The 16,607-nt window shown below is 65.1% G+C and carries 18 protein-coding genes; 13 read left to right on the top strand and 5 right to left on the bottom strand.

Annotated elements, in window-relative coordinates:
- Positions 1-2 precede the first annotated feature (2 nt).
- The 4 genes from dapB to E1742_RS14130 are packed head-to-tail and all read left to right on the top strand — an operon-like array spanning position 3 to position 2,222.
- Complete coding sequence (gene dapB, locus E1742_RS14145; RefSeq protein ID WP_134385554.1) at positions 3-812, top strand: 4-hydroxy-tetrahydrodipicolinate reductase; 810 nt, start codon at positions 3-5, stop codon at positions 810-812.
- Positions 812-1,465, top strand: coding sequence for a MotA/TolQ/ExbB proton channel family protein (locus E1742_RS14140; protein ID WP_134385553.1), 654 nt, complete (start codon positions 812-814; stop codon positions 1,463-1,465). The genes dapB and E1742_RS14140 overlap by 1 nt, the downstream gene beginning before the upstream one ends.
- An 8-nt stretch (positions 1,466-1,473) precedes the next feature.
- Positions 1,474-1,896, top strand: a complete 423-nt coding sequence (locus E1742_RS14135) for an ExbD/TolR family protein (protein WP_134385552.1) — start codon at positions 1,474-1,476, stop codon at positions 1,894-1,896.
- On the top strand, positions 1,896-2,222 hold the full coding sequence (locus tag E1742_RS14130; RefSeq protein ID WP_134385551.1) for a barstar family protein: 327 nt from the start codon (positions 1,896-1,898) through the stop codon (positions 2,220-2,222). The genes E1742_RS14135 and E1742_RS14130 overlap by 1 nt, the downstream gene beginning before the upstream one ends.
- 50 nt (positions 2,223-2,272) lie before the next feature.
- On the opposite strand, the gene map is transcribed toward E1742_RS14130, so the two are convergent.
- The 5 genes from map to E1742_RS14105 form a co-directional block, all read right to left on the bottom strand.
- Positions 2,273-3,061 carry a type I methionyl aminopeptidase gene (gene map, locus E1742_RS14125; RefSeq protein WP_134385550.1) on the bottom strand — a complete coding sequence of 263 codons (789 nt, stop codon included), beginning with the start codon at positions 3,059-3,061 and terminating at the stop codon, positions 2,273-2,275.
- Positions 3,054-3,284, bottom strand: a complete 231-nt coding sequence (locus E1742_RS14120; RefSeq protein WP_134385549.1) for a ParD-like family protein — start codon at positions 3,282-3,284, stop codon at positions 3,054-3,056. The genes map and E1742_RS14120 overlap by 8 nt, the downstream gene beginning before the upstream one ends.
- A 106-nt stretch (positions 3,285-3,390) precedes the next feature.
- Positions 3,391-3,585, bottom strand: a complete 195-nt coding sequence (locus E1742_RS14115; protein WP_134385548.1) for a VOC family protein — start codon at positions 3,583-3,585, stop codon at positions 3,391-3,393.
- Positions 3,582-3,947, bottom strand: coding sequence for a VOC family protein (locus E1742_RS14110; RefSeq protein ID WP_134385547.1), 366 nt, complete (start codon positions 3,945-3,947; stop codon positions 3,582-3,584). The genes E1742_RS14115 and E1742_RS14110 overlap by 4 nt, the downstream gene beginning before the upstream one ends.
- A 71-nt stretch (positions 3,948-4,018) precedes the next feature.
- Positions 4,019-4,759: an AraC family transcriptional regulator gene (locus tag E1742_RS14105; protein WP_229465970.1), complete on the bottom strand. Its 741-nt coding sequence runs from the start codon at positions 4,757-4,759 to the stop codon at positions 4,019-4,021.
- Positions 4,760-4,836: 77 nt separating this feature from the next.
- Here E1742_RS14105 and leuS point away from each other — a divergent pair, with 77 nt between their 5' ends.
- The 9 genes from leuS to E1742_RS14060 all read left to right on the top strand — a co-directional run bounded on the left by leuS (position 4,837) and on the right by E1742_RS14060 (position 16,607).
- Complete coding sequence (gene leuS, locus E1742_RS14100; protein WP_134385546.1) at positions 4,837-7,479, top strand: leucine--tRNA ligase; 2,643 nt, start codon at positions 4,837-4,839, stop codon at positions 7,477-7,479.
- A gap of 2 nt (positions 7,480-7,481) precedes the next feature.
- Positions 7,482-8,174, top strand: coding sequence for an LPS-assembly lipoprotein LptE (locus E1742_RS14095; protein ID WP_134385545.1), 693 nt, complete (start codon positions 7,482-7,484; stop codon positions 8,172-8,174).
- 8 nt (positions 8,175-8,182) lie between these two features.
- Positions 8,183-9,199, top strand: coding sequence for a DNA polymerase III subunit delta (gene holA, locus E1742_RS14090; RefSeq protein WP_134385544.1), 1,017 nt, complete (start codon positions 8,183-8,185; stop codon positions 9,197-9,199).
- Between the two features lie 14 nt (positions 9,200-9,213).
- A complete protein-coding gene (locus E1742_RS14085; protein WP_229465968.1) occupies positions 9,214-10,491 on the top strand; it encodes a glutamate-5-semialdehyde dehydrogenase in 1,278 nt (425 codons plus the stop codon).
- Between the two features lie 17 nt (positions 10,492-10,508).
- Entirely contained in the window at positions 10,509-10,937 is a 429-nt protein-coding gene (locus tag E1742_RS14080) for a CopD family protein (protein ID WP_134385543.1), read from the top strand.
- Positions 10,938-10,949: 12 nt separating this feature from the next.
- Entirely contained in the window at positions 10,950-11,549 is a 600-nt protein-coding gene (locus tag E1742_RS14075; RefSeq protein ID WP_134385542.1) for a 2-hydroxychromene-2-carboxylate isomerase, read from the top strand.
- A 97-nt stretch (positions 11,550-11,646) separates the two neighbouring features.
- A complete protein-coding gene (locus E1742_RS14070; RefSeq protein ID WP_371860152.1) occupies positions 11,647-12,867 on the top strand; it encodes a THUMP domain-containing class I SAM-dependent RNA methyltransferase in 1,221 nt (406 codons plus the stop codon).
- A gap of 187 nt (positions 12,868-13,054) precedes the next feature.
- Positions 13,055-14,269, top strand: coding sequence for a multidrug effflux MFS transporter (locus tag E1742_RS14065; RefSeq protein ID WP_134385541.1), 1,215 nt, complete (start codon positions 13,055-13,057; stop codon positions 14,267-14,269).
- Positions 14,270-14,471: 202 nt separating this feature from the next.
- Complete coding sequence (locus tag E1742_RS14060) at positions 14,472-16,607, top strand: HDOD domain-containing protein (RefSeq protein WP_229465966.1); 2,136 nt, start codon at positions 14,472-14,474, stop codon at positions 16,605-16,607.

The following is a 16,607-nucleotide window of genomic DNA, read 5'->3' as shown; positions in this document are numbered from 1 at the left end:
GAATGAGCAAGCTCAATATCGCCGTTGCCGGCGCCGGCGGCCGCATGGGCCGCATGCTGGTCGAAGCGGTGCAGAATTCGGATGACCTGCGCCTGTCCGGCGCACTGGGCATCGCGGGCAGCGACGGCCTGGGCCAGGACGCGGCCGCGTTCCTGGGCAAGCCGGCCGGGGTGATCGTTACGGACGATCTGGCCGAAGGATTGCAGGGCGCCGACGTGCTGATCGATTTCACGCGTCCCGAAGGCACGCTGAAGCACCTGGAATATTGCGCGGAACATGGCGTCAAGCTGGTGATCGGCACGACCGGTTTCGATGAAGCCGGCAAGGCGGCCATCGCGGCGGCGGCGGAAAAGACCGCGATCGTCTTCGCCCCGAACATGAGCGTGGGCGTCAACGTCACGCTCAAGCTGCTGGAACTGGCGGCGAAAAGCCTGTCCACCGGCTACGACATCGAGATCATCGAAGCGCACCACCGCCACAAGGTCGATGCGCCGTCCGGCACGGCGCTGAAAATGGGCGAAGTGATCGCCGACGCGCTGGGCCGCGACCTGAAGGAATGCGCCGTCTACGGCCGTGAAGGCGTGACGGGCGAACGCGATCCGTCGACGATCGGTTTCGCCACCGTGCGCGGCGGCGACATCATTGGCGATCACACCGTGCTGTTTGCCGGAACGGGCGAGCGCATCGAAATCAGCCACAAGTCCAGCAGCCGCGCCGGTTACGCGCAAGGCTCGCTGCGCGCCGCGCGCTTCCTGGCCGAAAAACAGACCGGCCTGTTCGACATGTTCGATGTGCTGGCGCTGAACGGCTGATGGAGCACTTCAGCTTCGCCACGTACTGGGAGCGGGGTGACGCGATCAGTCACGCCGTGGCCTGGCTGCTGCTGGCGATGTCGCTGACAAGCTGGTTCTTCATCCTCTCGAAAGGCTGGATGGCATGGCGCGTGCGCCGCAGCGCGCCCGTCGTGCGCCGCTTCTGGGATGCGCCGACGTTGCAGGACGGCGTCGCCGCCGTCGCCGCCGGCGACCCGGAAGGCATCTATCTCGCGCTGGCCAGCCAGGGCACGGTGCGCGTCGCACCCGGCCAGGCTTCGCTGGGCAGCGCCGTCGGCCCGTCCGAACAGATGACGCGGCTGCTGCGCGATGCGATCCACCGTTCTACCGTGCGCCTCGAAAGCGGCCTGACCTTGCTGGCATCGATTGCCTCCACCGCCCCCTTCGTCGGCCTGCTCGGCACCGTCTGGGGCATCTACCATGCGCTGGCGGCCGTGTCGTCGTCCGGCCCCGTGCAGATCGACCGCATCGCCGGCCCGGTGGGCGAAGCGCTGATCATGACGGGCGTCGGCCTGACGGTCGCCATTCCCGCGGTGCTGGCCTATAACGGTTTCAACCGCGTCAACCGGCTGACGATCTCCGAGCTCGACGCGTTCGCGCACGACCTGCACGCCTACCTGACGAAAACCTGAGGCCCACCATGGCATTCGGCGCGTTCAACCATCACCGCCAGAAGGACGCAATGGCCGACATCAACGTCACGCCGATGGTGGACGTGATGCTGGTGCTGCTGGTGATCTTCATTCTGTCGGCACCGATGTTTACCAATGCCGTCAGCCTGGATCTGCCGAAGGCAAAAGCGGCGGCGACCGCCCAGGGCGCGGCGACCGTCACCGTGTCGATCGATGCCGCAGGTACCGTCTACTGGGACAACGAGGCGCTGCAAGCGGACGAACTGGCCGCGCGCCTGCAAGGCGCCGCAGCGCGCAACCCCCAACCCGAACTGCAACTGCGCGCCGACCGCGCCACCCGCTATGAAGCGGTGGCCCAGTTCATGGCGGCCGCACAGGGGCAGGGCCTGACGAAGCTGGTCTTCGTCACCGACCCGAAGGAACCGAAATAATGGCCAGTGTCACCCTGGACGGCGCGGCGATCCGCGACGAAGCATCCTTCCACGCAGCCAGCCGCGCGGCGTTCGGCCTGCCCGACTACTACGGCGACACGATGGATTCGTGGATCGACGCATTGTCGTACCTGCGCGACGACGAAGGCATGACGAACATCCGCCTGAAGCCAAACGAGCTGCTGCAGATCGTCATCGACAATGCCCACGCGCTGCGTGCTGCGGCGCCGGAGCTGCTGGCGGAAATCGAATACTGCGTCGGCGGCATCAACGAACGCTACGAAGACTACGGCGAAAAGCCGGCGCTGCAGCTGGTACTGCGCTGACGTTGTACAGGAGGCCGCCGGCATCTGCTGGCGGCCTCCGGACGTGACGGTCAGATCTTTTCGCCAGGCGCCAAGGTCAGCACATCGAACCCGGTCTCGGTCACGGTCACCATGTGCTCCCACTGCGCCGACAGCGAGCGGTCCGCGGTCACCACAGTCCAGCCATCGGGCAGCGCGCGCGTCTGGTGCTTGCCGGCGTTGATCATCGGCTCGATCGTGAAGATCATCCCGGGCTGCAGCACCATGCCCATGCCTGGCCGGCCGTAATGCAGCACCTGCAAGTCCTCGTGATACACCATGCCGATGCCGTGGCCGCAGTAGTCGCGCACGACCGAGTAACCAGCGTTTTCGGCGACCGTCTGGATCGCGTGGCCGACGTCGCCCAGGGTGGCGCCCGGCTTGACGGCGCGGATACCGGCCCACATGGCGTCATACGTGACTTCGCACAGCTTGCGCGCGGCCTTGCTGACGTTGCCCACGTAGTACATCCGGCTCGTGTCGCCGAACCAGCCGTCCTTGATGACGGCCACGTCGATGTTGACGATGTCGCCGTCCTTCAGCACTTTTTTCGGCGACGGAATGCCGTGGCAGACGACCTCGTTGACGGACGCGCAAACGGTCTTGGTGAAGCCGGCATACCCGACGTTGGCCGGGATGACCTTCAGCTCCTTGATGATGTAGTCGTGGCACAGCTGGTCGAGGTATTCCGTCGTCACGCCCGGCTTGATGTAGGGCGCGATCATCGTCAGCACGTCGGCGGCCAGGCCGCCGGCGATGCGCGACATGGCGACCTGCTCCGGCGACTTGATCAGGATGTCGTTTTCTTTTTTCTTACGCATTCTGCAGCTCCCGGTCCAGCGGCGTCAGGCGCAGCGGCCCCCCTCCCGTGTCGCCGCGCAGCAGCAGCTGGCACAGTTCGCTGTAGTTCAGGTCGGGATTGGTCTCGGCCAGCAGGCCGATGCGCAGCCAGTGCTCGGCCTGGGAATTGATCGAGCGGCTCAGCGCGCCACTGGCGATGCGCAGGTTCTCATGCATCTGGTCGGAAATCTTGACGATGCCCATGGTGTTTCCTTTATACGGTTCATATACAAACCGTATATTACCATGAACGTCCAAACCGGTGCCAGGCTCCGATTTCGGAAGAACCGGAGCCTGGCACCAGTTTTTCTCAACGCACTGCGGAGGGATCGAACAGCGGATTCTGGATCAAGCCCAGCACGTTTCCGAACGGATCGGCCAGCTCGGCGGTACGGATGCCCTCGCCCACGTCCAGAAAGGCGGAGTGAACCCTCGCTCCAAGCGCGACGAACCGGTGCCAGGCTCCGATTTCGGACAAACCGGAGCCTGGCACCGGGTTTTTCAACGCACTGCGGAGGGATCGAACAGCGGATTCTGGATCAGCCCCAGCACATTGCCGAAGGGATCGGCCAGCTCGGCGGTACGGATGCCCTCGCCCACGTCCTGAATAGCGGAGTGAACGCTCGCTCCGAGCGCGACGATGCGTGCGACGTCCGCTTCGATATCGTCTACGCCCCAGTACACCTGCGCGCCGTCCTTGCCCGGCACGCCGTCGGGCAGCAGCCCCAGTTCAAAGCCGCCGATATTGAACCCGACATAAGAGGGCTGGTCGAAGTAGGGCTCCACGCCGAATACCTGCGTGTACCAGGCTTTTCCGGCGGCAAGGTCGGGGGTGGGATAGATGGCGGTGCGCAAACCTTTGATCATGATGTTCTCCACGGTTGTCGATGGCAGCATCCTGCCATGGCGGCAATAAAACGGATTGGAAAATTGGAAGATCAGCGCCGCCAGGCGTCCGGCGTGGTGCCGGCAAAGTCGTGGAAGTCGCGGATCAGGTGCGCCTGGTCGAAATAGCCGCAGTCGAGCGCCACGGCGGCCACGTCGCAGTCCGCGTCGGCGCGCAGCGTCGCGCTGGCATGGCGGAAGCGGCAGATGCGGGCAAAAAGTTTCGGTGTCAGCCCGACTTGCTGGCGGAACTGCAGGGCCAGGTGCTGGCGCGAGACGTCCAGGACGGCCGCGACGTCTTCCACGCGGATAACGCCCCGCGCCGCCTCGATGATGGCGACGGCGCGCGTGGCCGCCGTCGGGCGCAACGTGACATCGGCCAGACGGCGCAGCAGTGCCGCCTCGATCAGCCGCAAACGGGACGCGGTGGTCATCCGCGGCTCCCACAGTGCATCGCGCAGCCGGTCCGCCTCATCGCGGCCCCACAGGTCGGCCAGGCCGGCGCGCGTATCCGTCAGCGGGTGCAGCGGAATACCCAGGAAGATGGCGCCGGCACCGGGACGAAAGCGCACCGCCACCGTGCGGACGGGGCGGTCGGACGGCACCCAGATCGGCGCGCTCATCATGCCGACGGCGAAGGCGGCATGGCCGCTGTCCTGCCACAGGATGTCGACGCAATTGTCCGGCAATACGCGGTGCGGCGCCGCGCCGGCCGTTTGCGCTGCCCACAGGCACGCGACATATGGCCGCAGGGCCGGGCAGGGCGGAAATTCCGCATAGCGCGTCATCGTCATGGCGTGCCGCCGCGCGCGGGTGGCACGCCAACTAACCAGTATAATGTTCGGTTCATATTCACTATTGTGCATCCATCATGCAAGACAAATATAGTCCCGCCGACGTCGAAAAAGCTGCCCAATCCCACTGGAAGGCGATCGACGCCTATAAAGCCGTCGAAAACGACCCGCGTTTCCCGAAAGGGAAGTATTACGCGTGCTCGATGCTGCCTTACCCGTCCGGCAAGCTGCACATGGGCCACGTGCGCAACTATACGATCAACGATGTGATGTACCGCTACCTGCGCATGAACGGCTACAACGTGCTGATGCCGATGGGCTGGGATGCGTTCGGCATGCCGGCCGAAAACGCGGCGATGGCGAACAATGTCCCGCCGGCGCAATGGACCTATTCGAACATCGCCCATATGCGTGCGCAGATGGAGATGATGGGCCTGGCCATCGACTGGTCGCGTGAAATGACGGCCTGCAAGCCCGAATACTACAAGTGGAACCAGTGGATGTTCCTCAAGATGCTCGAGAAGGGCATCATCTACAAGAAGACGGGCACGGTGAACTGGGACCCGGTCGACCAGACCGTGCTGGCCAACGAGCAGGTCGTCGATGGCCGCGGCTGGCGTTCGGGCGCACTGATCGAGAAGCGCGAGATCCCGATGTACTACGCGCGCATTACCGATTACGCCGAAGAGCTGCTGGAACACGTCGACAACAAGCTGCCGGGCTGGCCCGAGCGCGTGCGCATCATGCAGTCGAACTGGATCGGCAAATCGACCGGCGTGCGCTTCGCCTTCCCGCACCAGATCAAGGGCGATGACGGCCAGCCGATCGGCGATGGCCGCATGTACGTCTTCACGACGCGTCCCGACACCATCATGGGCGTGACGTTCTGCGCCGTCGCGGCCGAGCACCCGCTGGCGACGCATGCCGCCAAAGACAACCCCGAACTGCAGGCGTTCATCGCCGAGTGCAAGATGGGCTCCGTCATCGAGGCCGACATGGCCACGATGGAAAAGAAGGGCATGCCCACGGGCCTGTTCGTCACCCATCCGCTGACCAATGAGCAGGTCGAAGTCTGGGTCGGCAACTACGTGCTGATCACCTACGGCGACGGTGCCGTGATGGGCGTGCCGGCGCACGACGAGCGCGATTTCGCGTTCGCCAGGAAGTACAACCTGCCGATCAAGCAAGTCATCTCGGCCGAAGGCCGTGACTACTCGCTGGACGCCTGGCAGGAGTGGTACGGCGACAAGGAAGTCTCCGTCGTCATCAACTCCGGCAAGTACGACGGCCTGCGCTACAAGGAAGCCGTCGACGCGGTCGCCGCCGACCTGGCCACGCTGGGCCTGGGCGAGAAGAAGGTCACGTTCCGCCTGCGCGACTGGGGCATCTCGCGCCAGCGCTACTGGGGCACGCCGATCCCGATGATCAACTGTGCCGACTGCGGCGCCGTGCCCGTGCCTGAAAAAGACCTGCCGGTCGTGCTGCCGGAAGACTGTGTCCCGGACGGCACGGGCAACCCGCTGAACAAGCATGAAGCCTTCCTGGCCTGCGACTGCCCGCAATGCGGCAAGCCGGCGCGCCGCGAGACGGACACGATGGACACGTTCGTCGATTCGTCGTGGTATTACATGCGCTATACGTCGCCGGGTTCCAACGACGCGATGGTGGACAGCCGCAACGACTACTGGATGCCGATGGACCAGTACATCGGCGGCATCGAACACGCCGTGCTGCACCTGCTGTACGCGCGCTTCTGGACGAAGGTCATGCGCGACCTGGGTCTCGTGAAATTCGACGAGCCGTTCGTCAACCTGCTGACGCAGGGCATGGTGCTGAACGAAACGTACTACCGCGAGGAAGCCAACGGCAAGAAGACGTGGCTCAATCCGGCGGACGTGGAACTGACGACGGACGACAAGGGCCGCCCGGTCTCGGCGCTGCTGAAATCCGACGGCCAGCCGGTGCAGATCGGCGGCACGGAAAAAATGTCGAAGTCGAAGAACAACGGCATCGACCCGCAGGCGCAGATCGAGCAGTACGGCGCCGACACGGCCCGCCTGTTCACGATGTTCGCCTCGCCACCTGAACAGACGCTGGAATGGTCCGGCAGCGGCGTCGAAGGCGCCAACCGCTTCCTGCGCCGCGTCTGGGCATATGGCTATGCGCAGAAGGACCGCATTGCCGCCGCAGGCGCCGCCATCACGGCCAGCGCCACGACGGACGCGGGTAAAACGCTGCGCCGCGAACTGCACAAGGTGCTGCAGCAGGCCGACTATGACCTGAAGCGCATCCAGTACAACACGGTCGTTTCGGCCTGCATGAAGATGCTCAATACGCTGGAGTCGGCCAAGCTGGACGACAGCGCCGAATCATCAAGCGTCATCGCCGAAGGCTTCTCGATCTTCCTGCGCCTCTTGAACCCTGTCGCGCCGCACATCACGCATGCGCTGTGGACGGAGCTGGGCTACGCCACCGCGCACAAGGACATCCTCGACACGGCCTGGCCGCAAGTCGATCCGGCCGCGCTGGAGCAGTCGGAAATCGAGATGATGATCCAGGTGAACGGCAAGCTGCGCGGCTCCGTCAAGGTCGCGAAAGGCCTGGACAAGGCGGCCATCGAAGCGGCCGCGCTGGCCGAGGAGAGCGTGCAGAAGTTCATCGAAGGGACGCCGAAGAAGATCATCGTCGTGCCGGGCAAGCTGATTAACATCGTGGTGTAACCATGGCACAGACTCTGACAAGGCTGACCCGTAATGCAGTGCTGCTGGCCGCTCTGGCCGGCAGCGTGACGGCCTGCGGCTTCCACCTGCGCGGCTCGGGCGGCAACTACACGCTGCCGTTCCGCACGATGTACGTCGGCCTGCCGGAGTCGTCGCCGCTGGCGATCGACCTGAAACGCAATATCCGGGTCAACGGCAACACGGTCATTGTCAACGACGCCAAGGCGGCCGATGGCGTCATCGAGGTGATCACCGATCCGGAAAGAACGCGCACGAAGACGATCCTGTCGCTGAACAGCGCCGGCCGCGTCAGCGAATACCTGCTGAGCTACAACATCGTGTTCCGCGTCCGGGACCGCAACGGCGCCGAGCTGCTGGCGCCCACGCAGATCACCTTGACGCGCCCGATCACGTTCAATGAAACGCAGCTGCTGGCAAAAGAGCAGGAAGAGGCCATGCTGTACCGCGACATGCAGGGCGACCTCGTGCAGCAGATGATGCGACGCATGGCCGCGATCAAGCCCGGTACCGTGCCACCGCCGGCCACGCACAGCGGCAGCGTGCTGACGATGCCCGGTACCGCGCCGGTGGATGCGACGCCGGCCGGCACCGCCGTGCCGGTCATGCCGTCGTCGGCGCCGGCCGAACAGGCCACGCAACCTGTCGTCGTGCCAGGCACGTCGAAGAACCAGTAAGGGCGGGCATGCAACTGCGCTCCGACGCGCTGGATGGCCATCTGGCCAAACCCCTGGCGCCGCTGTACGTGATCACCAGCGACGAACACCTGCTCGCGCTGGAAGCGGCGGACAAGATCCGCCGCGCGGCACGGGCGCAAGGGTATTCCGAGCGCGACGTGCTGACGGTCGAGCGCAGCTTCAAATGGGGCGAACTGCTGGCGGCGAACCAGGCGATGTCCCTGTTCGGCGACAAGAAGCTGATCGAGCTGCGCATCCCGACGGGCAAGCCGGGCAAGGACGGCGGCGCGGCATTGCAGGCTTACGTAAAAGACCTCAGCCCCGACAACCTCACGCTGATCACCTTGCCCAAGCTGGACTGGCAGACGGCCAAGGCGGCGTGGGTGACGGCGCTGCAGCAGAGCGCCGTCTACATCGAAATCCCGACAGTGGAACGCGCCCAGCTGCCGAACTGGATTTCCATGCGCCTGGCATTGCAGAACCAGAGCGCGGACCGGCAAAGCCTGGATTTCATTGCCGACCGCGTCGAAGGCAACCTGCTGGCGGCGCACCAGGAAATCCAGAAACTGGGCCTGCTGCACGAACCGGGCAAGCTGACGTACGAGCAGGTGCACGACGCGGTGCTGAACGTGGCGCGCTACGACGTGTTCAAGCTCTCGGAAGCGATGCTGGCAGGCGATCCGGCCCGCCTCGTGCGCATGCTGGAAGGGTTGAAGGGCGAGGGCGAAGCGCTGCCGCTGGTGCTGTGGGCCGTGTCGGAAGAGATCCGCACCCTGCTCAAGCTGAAGGCGGGAATGGCACAGGGCCGGCCGTTGGGCGCGCTGCTGAAGGAATACCGCATCTGGGGACCGCGCGAGCGCATGATGGAGCCGGCGCTGCGCCGGCTGTCCCAGGCCACGCTGGAATGGGCGCTGCAGCAGGCCGCCCAGGTGGACAAGATGGTCAAGGGGTTGCGCGGCAAGTCGTTCGCCGGCGACCAGTGGGACGCCATGCTGCAACTGGCGCTGAAGGTCGCAAGGGGATAAGGATGAGAACCGGGATGAGCACCGAGATTACCGAGTACATGGAACAGCTGGGCCGGCGCGCCCGCGCCGCCTCGCGCGCGATGGCGCGTGCCGACACCGCTACGCGCAACCGGGCATTGTCGCTGATCGCCGATGCGATCGAGCGGGAAGCGCCGGCGCTGCGCGCGGCCAATGCGCAGGACCTCGATACCGCCCGTGCCAATGGCCTGGCGCCCGCCATGCTGGACCGCCTGGCGCTGTCCGACAAGGCCATCGCCACGATGGTCGAAGGTTTGCGCCAGATCGTTGCGCTGCCCGATCCTGTCGGCGAGATCTCGAACCTGAAGGTGCGCCCGACCGGCATCCAGGTCGGCCAGATGCGCGTGCCGCTGGGCGTCATCGGCATCATCTACGAAGCGCGTCCGAACGTGACGGTGGATGCGGCCGGCCTGTGCATCAAGAGCGGCAACGCGACGATCCTGCGCGGCGGCTCCGAAGCCATCCACTGCAACCGCGCGCTGGCGCAGATCGTCAAGGCGAGCCTGGAAGGCGCCGGGCTGCCGGCCGACGGCGTGCAGGTGGTCGATACAACCGACCGCGCCGCCGTGGGCGCCCTGATCACGATGCCGCAATACGTGGACGTCATCGTCCCGCGCGGCGGCAAGGGCCTGATCGCCCGCTTGATGGAGGAAGCGACGGTGCCGATGATCAAGCACCTGGACGGCATCTGCCACGTCTACATCGATGCCAGGGCCGACCTGCAAAAGGCGCTGGACATCGGCTTCAACGCCAAATGCCACCGCTACGGCACGTGCAACACAATGGAAACGCTGCTGGTCGAGCGCTCCATTGCGCCCACGATCCTGCCGCAACTGGCGCAGCGCTATCTGACGGAATCGGTCGAGCTGCGCGCAGATGCCGAGGCGCACGCGATCCTGTCCGCTGCCGGCTATCCGCACCTGGCGCATGCGACGGAGGAAGACTGGTCGACGGAATACCTGGCGCCGATCCTGGCTGTGAAAATCGTCGACGGCATCGACGCGGCGATGGATCACATCAACACCTGGTCGTCGAAACACACGGAAGCCATCGTCACGGAAGACTACAGTGCCGCGATGCGCTTCCTGCGCGAGGTGGATTCCGCCTCCGTCATGGTCAACGCGTCGACGCGCTTTGCCGACGGTTTCGAATACGGCCTGGGCGCGGAGATCGGCATCTCGAACGACAAGCTGCACGCGCGCGGCCCGGTGGGCCTGGAAGGCCTGACGTCACTGAAGTACGTCGTGTTCGGACACGGCGAAATCCGCTCGTAATCACCAAAGGACCTCCCATGCTCTGGATCAAAGCGCTGCACATCGTCTTCGTCACGTCGTGGTTTGCCGGCCTGTTCTACCTTCCGCGTCTGTTCGTCAATCTGGCGCAGGAAGCGCAGGGACCGACGTCCGAGCGGCTGCTGCTGATGGCGAGGAAGCTGTACCGCTTCATGACCTTGCTGGCGGTGCCGGCCATCGTGTTCGGCCTGATCCTGGCGTGGATGCAGTACAGCGGCCCGGAAGGCATGAAGCTGCCGGGCTGGCTGCATGCGAAGCTGCTGTTCGTCGTGCTGGTGCTGGGTTATCACCACGCGTGCGGTTCGCTGCTGAAGAAGTTCGAGCGCGGCGTCAATCAGCGCGGCCACGTGTTCTACCGCTGGTTCAACGAGGTGCCGGTGCTGCTGCTGCTGGTCATCGTCATCCTGGTCGTCGTCAAACCATTCTGACGGAGTGTCGTCATGAAAAGCTGCCAGTATTATTTCGCGCCCCATTCGCCGTGGGCCTACCTGGGCCACGAGCGCTTTGTCGCCATGTGCCGCCGGCATGGCGTGGCCATCGACCTGCGCCCGCTCGATCTCTCCAAGGTGTTCCCGGCATCGGGCGGACTGCCGCTGGCCAAGCGCGCACCGCAGCGCCAGGCCTACCGGCTGACGGAGCTGGCGCGCTGGTCGGACTTTCTTGGCGTGCCGTTGAAGGTGCAGCCAACGTTCTTCCCCGTCTCGCCCGACGCGGCAGCGAAACTGATCGTCGCGGCGCGGCTGGGCAACGGCGTCGACACGGCGCTGGCGCTGTCCCACGCCATCATGCACGCGCTGTGGGCGGACGATAAAAACATCGGCGACGAAGCGACCCTGGTCGCGATCGCTAACGGCTGCGGCCTCGATGGCGCGCAGCTGCTGAAAGCGGCGCAAACGGCCAGCGTGCAGGCCGAGTACGACCGCAACACGGATGAAGGCATGGCCGGCAGCGTGTTCGGCTCGCCGTGGTACGTGTACGAAGGCGAAAGCTTCTGGGGCCAGGACCGCCTGGACTTCTTCGAGCGGGCGATCAGCCGCTAAAACCCGGGACAGTCCCCTGTTTTGAGGCAATATTGCCAAAATCGGGGACTGTCCTCGATTTTGGAAACATTTTTCACAACGGATAAAGGGTACCCCCATGACTTCCTATTTTTGCCCATGCCCGCGCGGCATGGAAGCCGCTCTTGCTGAAGAGCTGCTCGAGATCGCACAAACCACCGCCAGCCCCACGCTGAAGGTGCACAACCAGGTGCCCGGCGGCGTGCACTGTTCGGGCGATCTGTATGACGCCTACCGCATCAACCTGCATTCGCGCATCGCATCGCGGGTGCTGATGCGCATGGGCGTGTGCCACTACCAGAACGAAAACGATATCTACGACCTCGTGCTCGCGCAGCCGTGGGAAGAGTGGTTCGGCGTCGATCACACGATCCGCGTCGATGTCACGGCGATCAAGTCGCCTTTGAAGAGCATCGAGTTTACGACGCTGAAGATCAAGGACGCCGTCTGCGACCGTTTCCGCGACATGTACGGCAAGCGTCCGTCCGTCGACACGCGCGAGCCGGACATGCGCATCGCCGGCTTCCTCGACCAGCGCCAGTTCATCGTCTACCTGGACACGTCCGGCGAAGCGCTGTTCAAGCGCGGCTGGCGTACCGAGACGGGCGATGCGCCGTTGCGCGAAAACCTGGCCGCCGGCCTGCTGCGCGTGTCGGGCTGGAAGCCGGGCATGCCGCTGTTCGACCCGATGTGCGGTTCCGGCACCATCCTGTGCGAGGCCGCGCAGATGCTGCAGGGCGTGCCGCCGGGCGCGCGCCGCCGCTTCGCATTTGAAAAATTCCATGACTTCGATCCTGCCCCATGGCAGGACATGAAGTCGGCCATCAAGGCCAATCCGCTGCCGACCGAGCCGACGATCTTCGGTTCCGACATCTCGGGCGACATGGTGGCAATGACGCGCCACAACCTGAAAAGCGCCGGTATCCTGTTCGACGTGCCGTTGAAGCAGATCGAGGCGCAGCAGGTGCAGGCGCCGACGGCGCAGCCGGGCATCCTGCTGACCAACCCGCCGTACGGCGAGCGGATCGGCGTGCGCGGCGACAGTACCCTGCCGGAAGACGACCTGGCCAAATCGTTCTACGCCGATTTCAGCAAGACGCTCAAGCAGCGCTTTGCCGGCTGGACGGCTTACCTGTTCACGGCCGACCTGGGGCTGCCGAAGATGCTGCGCCTGAAGGAATCGCGCAAGACCCCGTTCTTCAACGGTGCGCTCGAATGCCGCCTGTTCCGCTTCGACATGGTCGCCGGCTTTAACCGCCGCGAAGAGGCCATGCCGAAAGAGGGCCCGGCGGAAGGCTGATCGCCGCCGGCCCAGGAGTGGCCGGCGCCGTTGCCCGAAGTCCGGTAAACTGGGCAACCCAGAAAGTCGGGGACATTAGCTGTCCCCAGCCGCATCACCCTCACCGATCAGAAGACCGCATGCTGCCCGACACCGCCGCCGACATCCCCCGGATCCCGTTCCCCCCGTCGCTCCGCCCAAGGGGCATATGCGGCCGCTGGGGCGCAATGGCCTGGCAGTCGTGCTCGCGGCGCTGTCGATGCTGGGGCCTTTTTGCATCGACGCCTACCTGCCGGCATTCCCCAACATCCAGGCATCCCTGGGCGCTTCCGCCATCGAAGTGCAGCAAAGCCTGACGGCCTACATGCTGGCTTTCGCGGCGATGGTGCTGTGGCACGGCGCGCTGTCCGATGCGTTCGGGCGCCGTAACGTCATCCTCGTGTCGCTGGTGCTGTTCGCCATCGGCACCGTCGGCTGCGCGGCCGCCCACAGCGTCCATTACCTGTGGTTCTTCCGCGTGCTGCAGGGGATATCGGCCGGCGCCGGCGTCGTGGTCGGCCGCGCCATCATCCGCGACCTGTACCACGATGCCGAGGCGGCCCGGCTGCTGTCGCTGGTGACGATGATCTTTGCCATCGCGCCGGCCGTAGCCCCCATCATGGGCGGCTTCATCGTCAAATACACCGACTGGCGCGCGATCTTCCTGACGCTGTTCGCCTTTGCCATTGGCCTCTTCATCGTCTGCTGGCGGCGCCTGCCGGAGACGCTGCCGGTTGAGAAGCGGCAGCCGTTCAACCCGCGCTTCCTTGCCCGTAACTACCGCGAAATTCTCGGCTCGCCGCTGTTTCACCTGAAGTCGGGCATCGTCGCGCTGAACTTCGCCGGCCTGTTCGTCTACATCACGGCAGCGCCCGTGATGCTGCCCAACCAGCTGCACCTGGGGCCCGACCAGTTCGGGTGGTTGTTCATTCCGTCGGTCGCCGGGATTTTCACGGGCGCGCTGGCTGCCAACCGCATCGCCGGCCGGATGACGTTCTCGCGCCAGATCGGCATCGGTTTCTGCTTCCTGCTCACGCCCGCCGGCTGCAACGTGCTGTATCACTTGTTCATGCCGCCTTCGGTGCCGTGGAGCGTTGTGCCGATGTTCTTCTACACCTTCGGCATGTCGGTCGTGGCGCCCGCCGCCACGCTGCTGGCGCTGGACTTGTTCCCGCATATCCGCGGCACCGTCGCCTCGTGCCAGTCGTTCGAGACGACGCTGATGGGCGCGATCGTCGCCGGCGTCGTGGCACCGGCGCTGGCGGACTCCGTGCTGTGGCTGGCCGCCGGGCAACTGCTGTTCACGTCCTCGGCGCTGATGCTCTGGCTGGTGGCGCGTGGCTACCGCCAGCGGATGGCCCTCGACGCTGCCAAACAACAGTAGTGGGCATCACGGCGACATTTTTCGCCCGCTGAATTTGCTTCTCGTCAAGGGCAGGTATATTTATGCTACTATGAATGTTTAGTTGCTTTCTGTAAATAAAATAGCAACACTTATTTGCAGCGCACTAGCATTCACCGGGTGGCAAGCCGTGACACGGCCGGGCCGCCTGTTCCCGAAGACGTCCACTGGCGCCAGTGAAACGATGCAACCAGACCACGACATCCGCAATCGCTTGATGATTGCCAGGCTGCCGGCCATGCCGCAGATCCTGATCAAGCTGATCGAGCTGCTGCAGACCGACGACGCCGGCATTCCCGAGCTGGCCTCGCTGATTGCGCAGGACGCGGGCATGACGGGCAAGATCCTGGCGGTTGCCAACAGTTCGGCCTACCAGCGCCACCAGCGCAGCGTGGGGCTGGAGGGGGCGCTGCTGGCGCTGGGGACGGACATGATCAAGACGCTGGTCATCAGCGAATCCGTCTACCAGACGTTCAGCAGCTTCCCGCACTCGGGCGGCAGCGACCTGCGCGCGTTCTGGAAGCATGCGCTGGGCGCGGCCGTCGTGGCCCGCGAGACGGCGCGGCTGATGGAGTATGCCCAGGTCGAGGAAGCGTATCTGGCCGGGTTGCTGCACAACGTGGGGCGGCTGGCGCTGCTGGCAACGGCGCCGCGCGAATACGCCACCAACTTCATGGCGCGTGACGACGAAAACCTGTGCGCCGTCGAGCAGCGCACCTTGCAGATCACGCATACCGAGGCAGGCGCGTGGCTGATCGAACGGTGGCACCTGGATTCCTTCCTCGCCGACAGCGTGCTGTATCACCACGAACCGGCCGCCCGGCTGGAGTCGGCGCATCCGCTGATCCGCATCGTGCGACTGGCGCACCTGCTGATTCATCACCCCGACCAGCCTGACCTCGTCGCCGGCGCCGCGGCCCTGTGCGGCATCGCCGACGAGGCGCTGGACAAGATCATGCAGTCGGCGGCGCGCCAGGTGCGCCAGTCGGCCGACTACCTGGGCATCGACCTGACCGGCGCGGACGACGTGGTCCCGCCGCCGGCGGCGCTGCCCGTCGATCCCGTGCAGCAGCGTTTGCAGGAAGAAGTGCGCAACATGATGCTGGTGTCCGAGATGGGCCAGGCCATCGCGCGCCAGCAGGGCGAAAGCAGCATGCTGGAGGCGATGACGCGCTCGGCACGCGTGCTGTTCGATTTCGCTACCGCCATCATCCTGCTGGAGAATCCCACCGGGCAGGCACTGGTCGGCACGGCCACCGGCGAACACCAGCAGCGTCTTGCCGCGCTGGCAATCCCCCTGAACAAGAGCAGCATCGTGGCCGGCGCCGCCGTCGAGCGGCGCGTGACGCTGGCCACGCACGGCGTGCAGCCGCTGGGCATCGCCGAAGAGCAGCTGTTCCGCATTCTCGGCACCGAGTCCATCGTTTGCCTGCCGCTGGTCACGGGCGGGCGCTGCCTCGGCGTGCTGATCGGCGGCGTCGCCGCGTGGCAGCTGCCGCTGCTGCACAAACGCGAGCGCTTCCTGCAGGCGTTCGGCAACCAGGCCGCCAGTGCGCTGGAGACGGCGCTGGCCGAACGCGGTCAGGCGCGCCGCCAGCTGGCCCACGTGGCGGACGAGTACCGCGAGGCATCGCGTCGCGTGGTGCACGAAGTGAACAACCCGCTCTCGATCATCAAGAACTACCTGTCCGTGCTGGATGCGAAGCTGGCGCGGCGCGAGCCGGTGGTGTCCGAGATGTCGATCCTGAACGAGGAAATCGACCGGGTGGGTCAGCTGATCGGCAGCCTGGCGGACCTGCAGCCGACGGACACGGGCCGCGTGACCAACATCGCACGCGTGGTGGACGACGTGCTGCGCCTGTTCCGCGCGACCGATTTCATCCCGGCCTCCGTGCAGGTAATGGTGCGCATGCTGGACGAGCCGAACGAAGTGGAAGGCGATGCGGACATGCTCAAGCAGATCCTCGTCAACCTGGTCAAGAATTCGGTCGAGGCGATGCCGCACGGTGGCCGCATCGAGATCGCCAACCGGGGCCACGTCAACCGCGAGCGCCGGCTGTACGTGGAACTGGTGGTGGCCGACTCCGGCCCCGGCCTGGCACCGGAAGTGCTGGCGAACCTGTTCGGCGCCGTGCCAAGCCGCAAGGAAGGCAAGCATCATGGACTGGGGCTGTCGATCGTTCACGGCCTCGTCAAGAAACTGGATGGGCTGATCACCTGCCGCAGCGGCAGGAACGGCACCAGCTTTGAAATTCTCCTGCCTGCGCTCAAGGAACCGGCACCCGCCGGCATGCCCGCGCGTTTGATGGACTCTGTGTAA

The organism is Pseudoduganella plicata (genome assembly GCF_004421005.1).
GTDB lineage: Bacteria > Pseudomonadota > Gammaproteobacteria > Burkholderiales > Burkholderiaceae_D > Rugamonas > Rugamonas plicata.
Note: the sequence above shows the minus strand (reverse complement) of the source record. Positions and strands in the feature narration are given on the sequence as shown.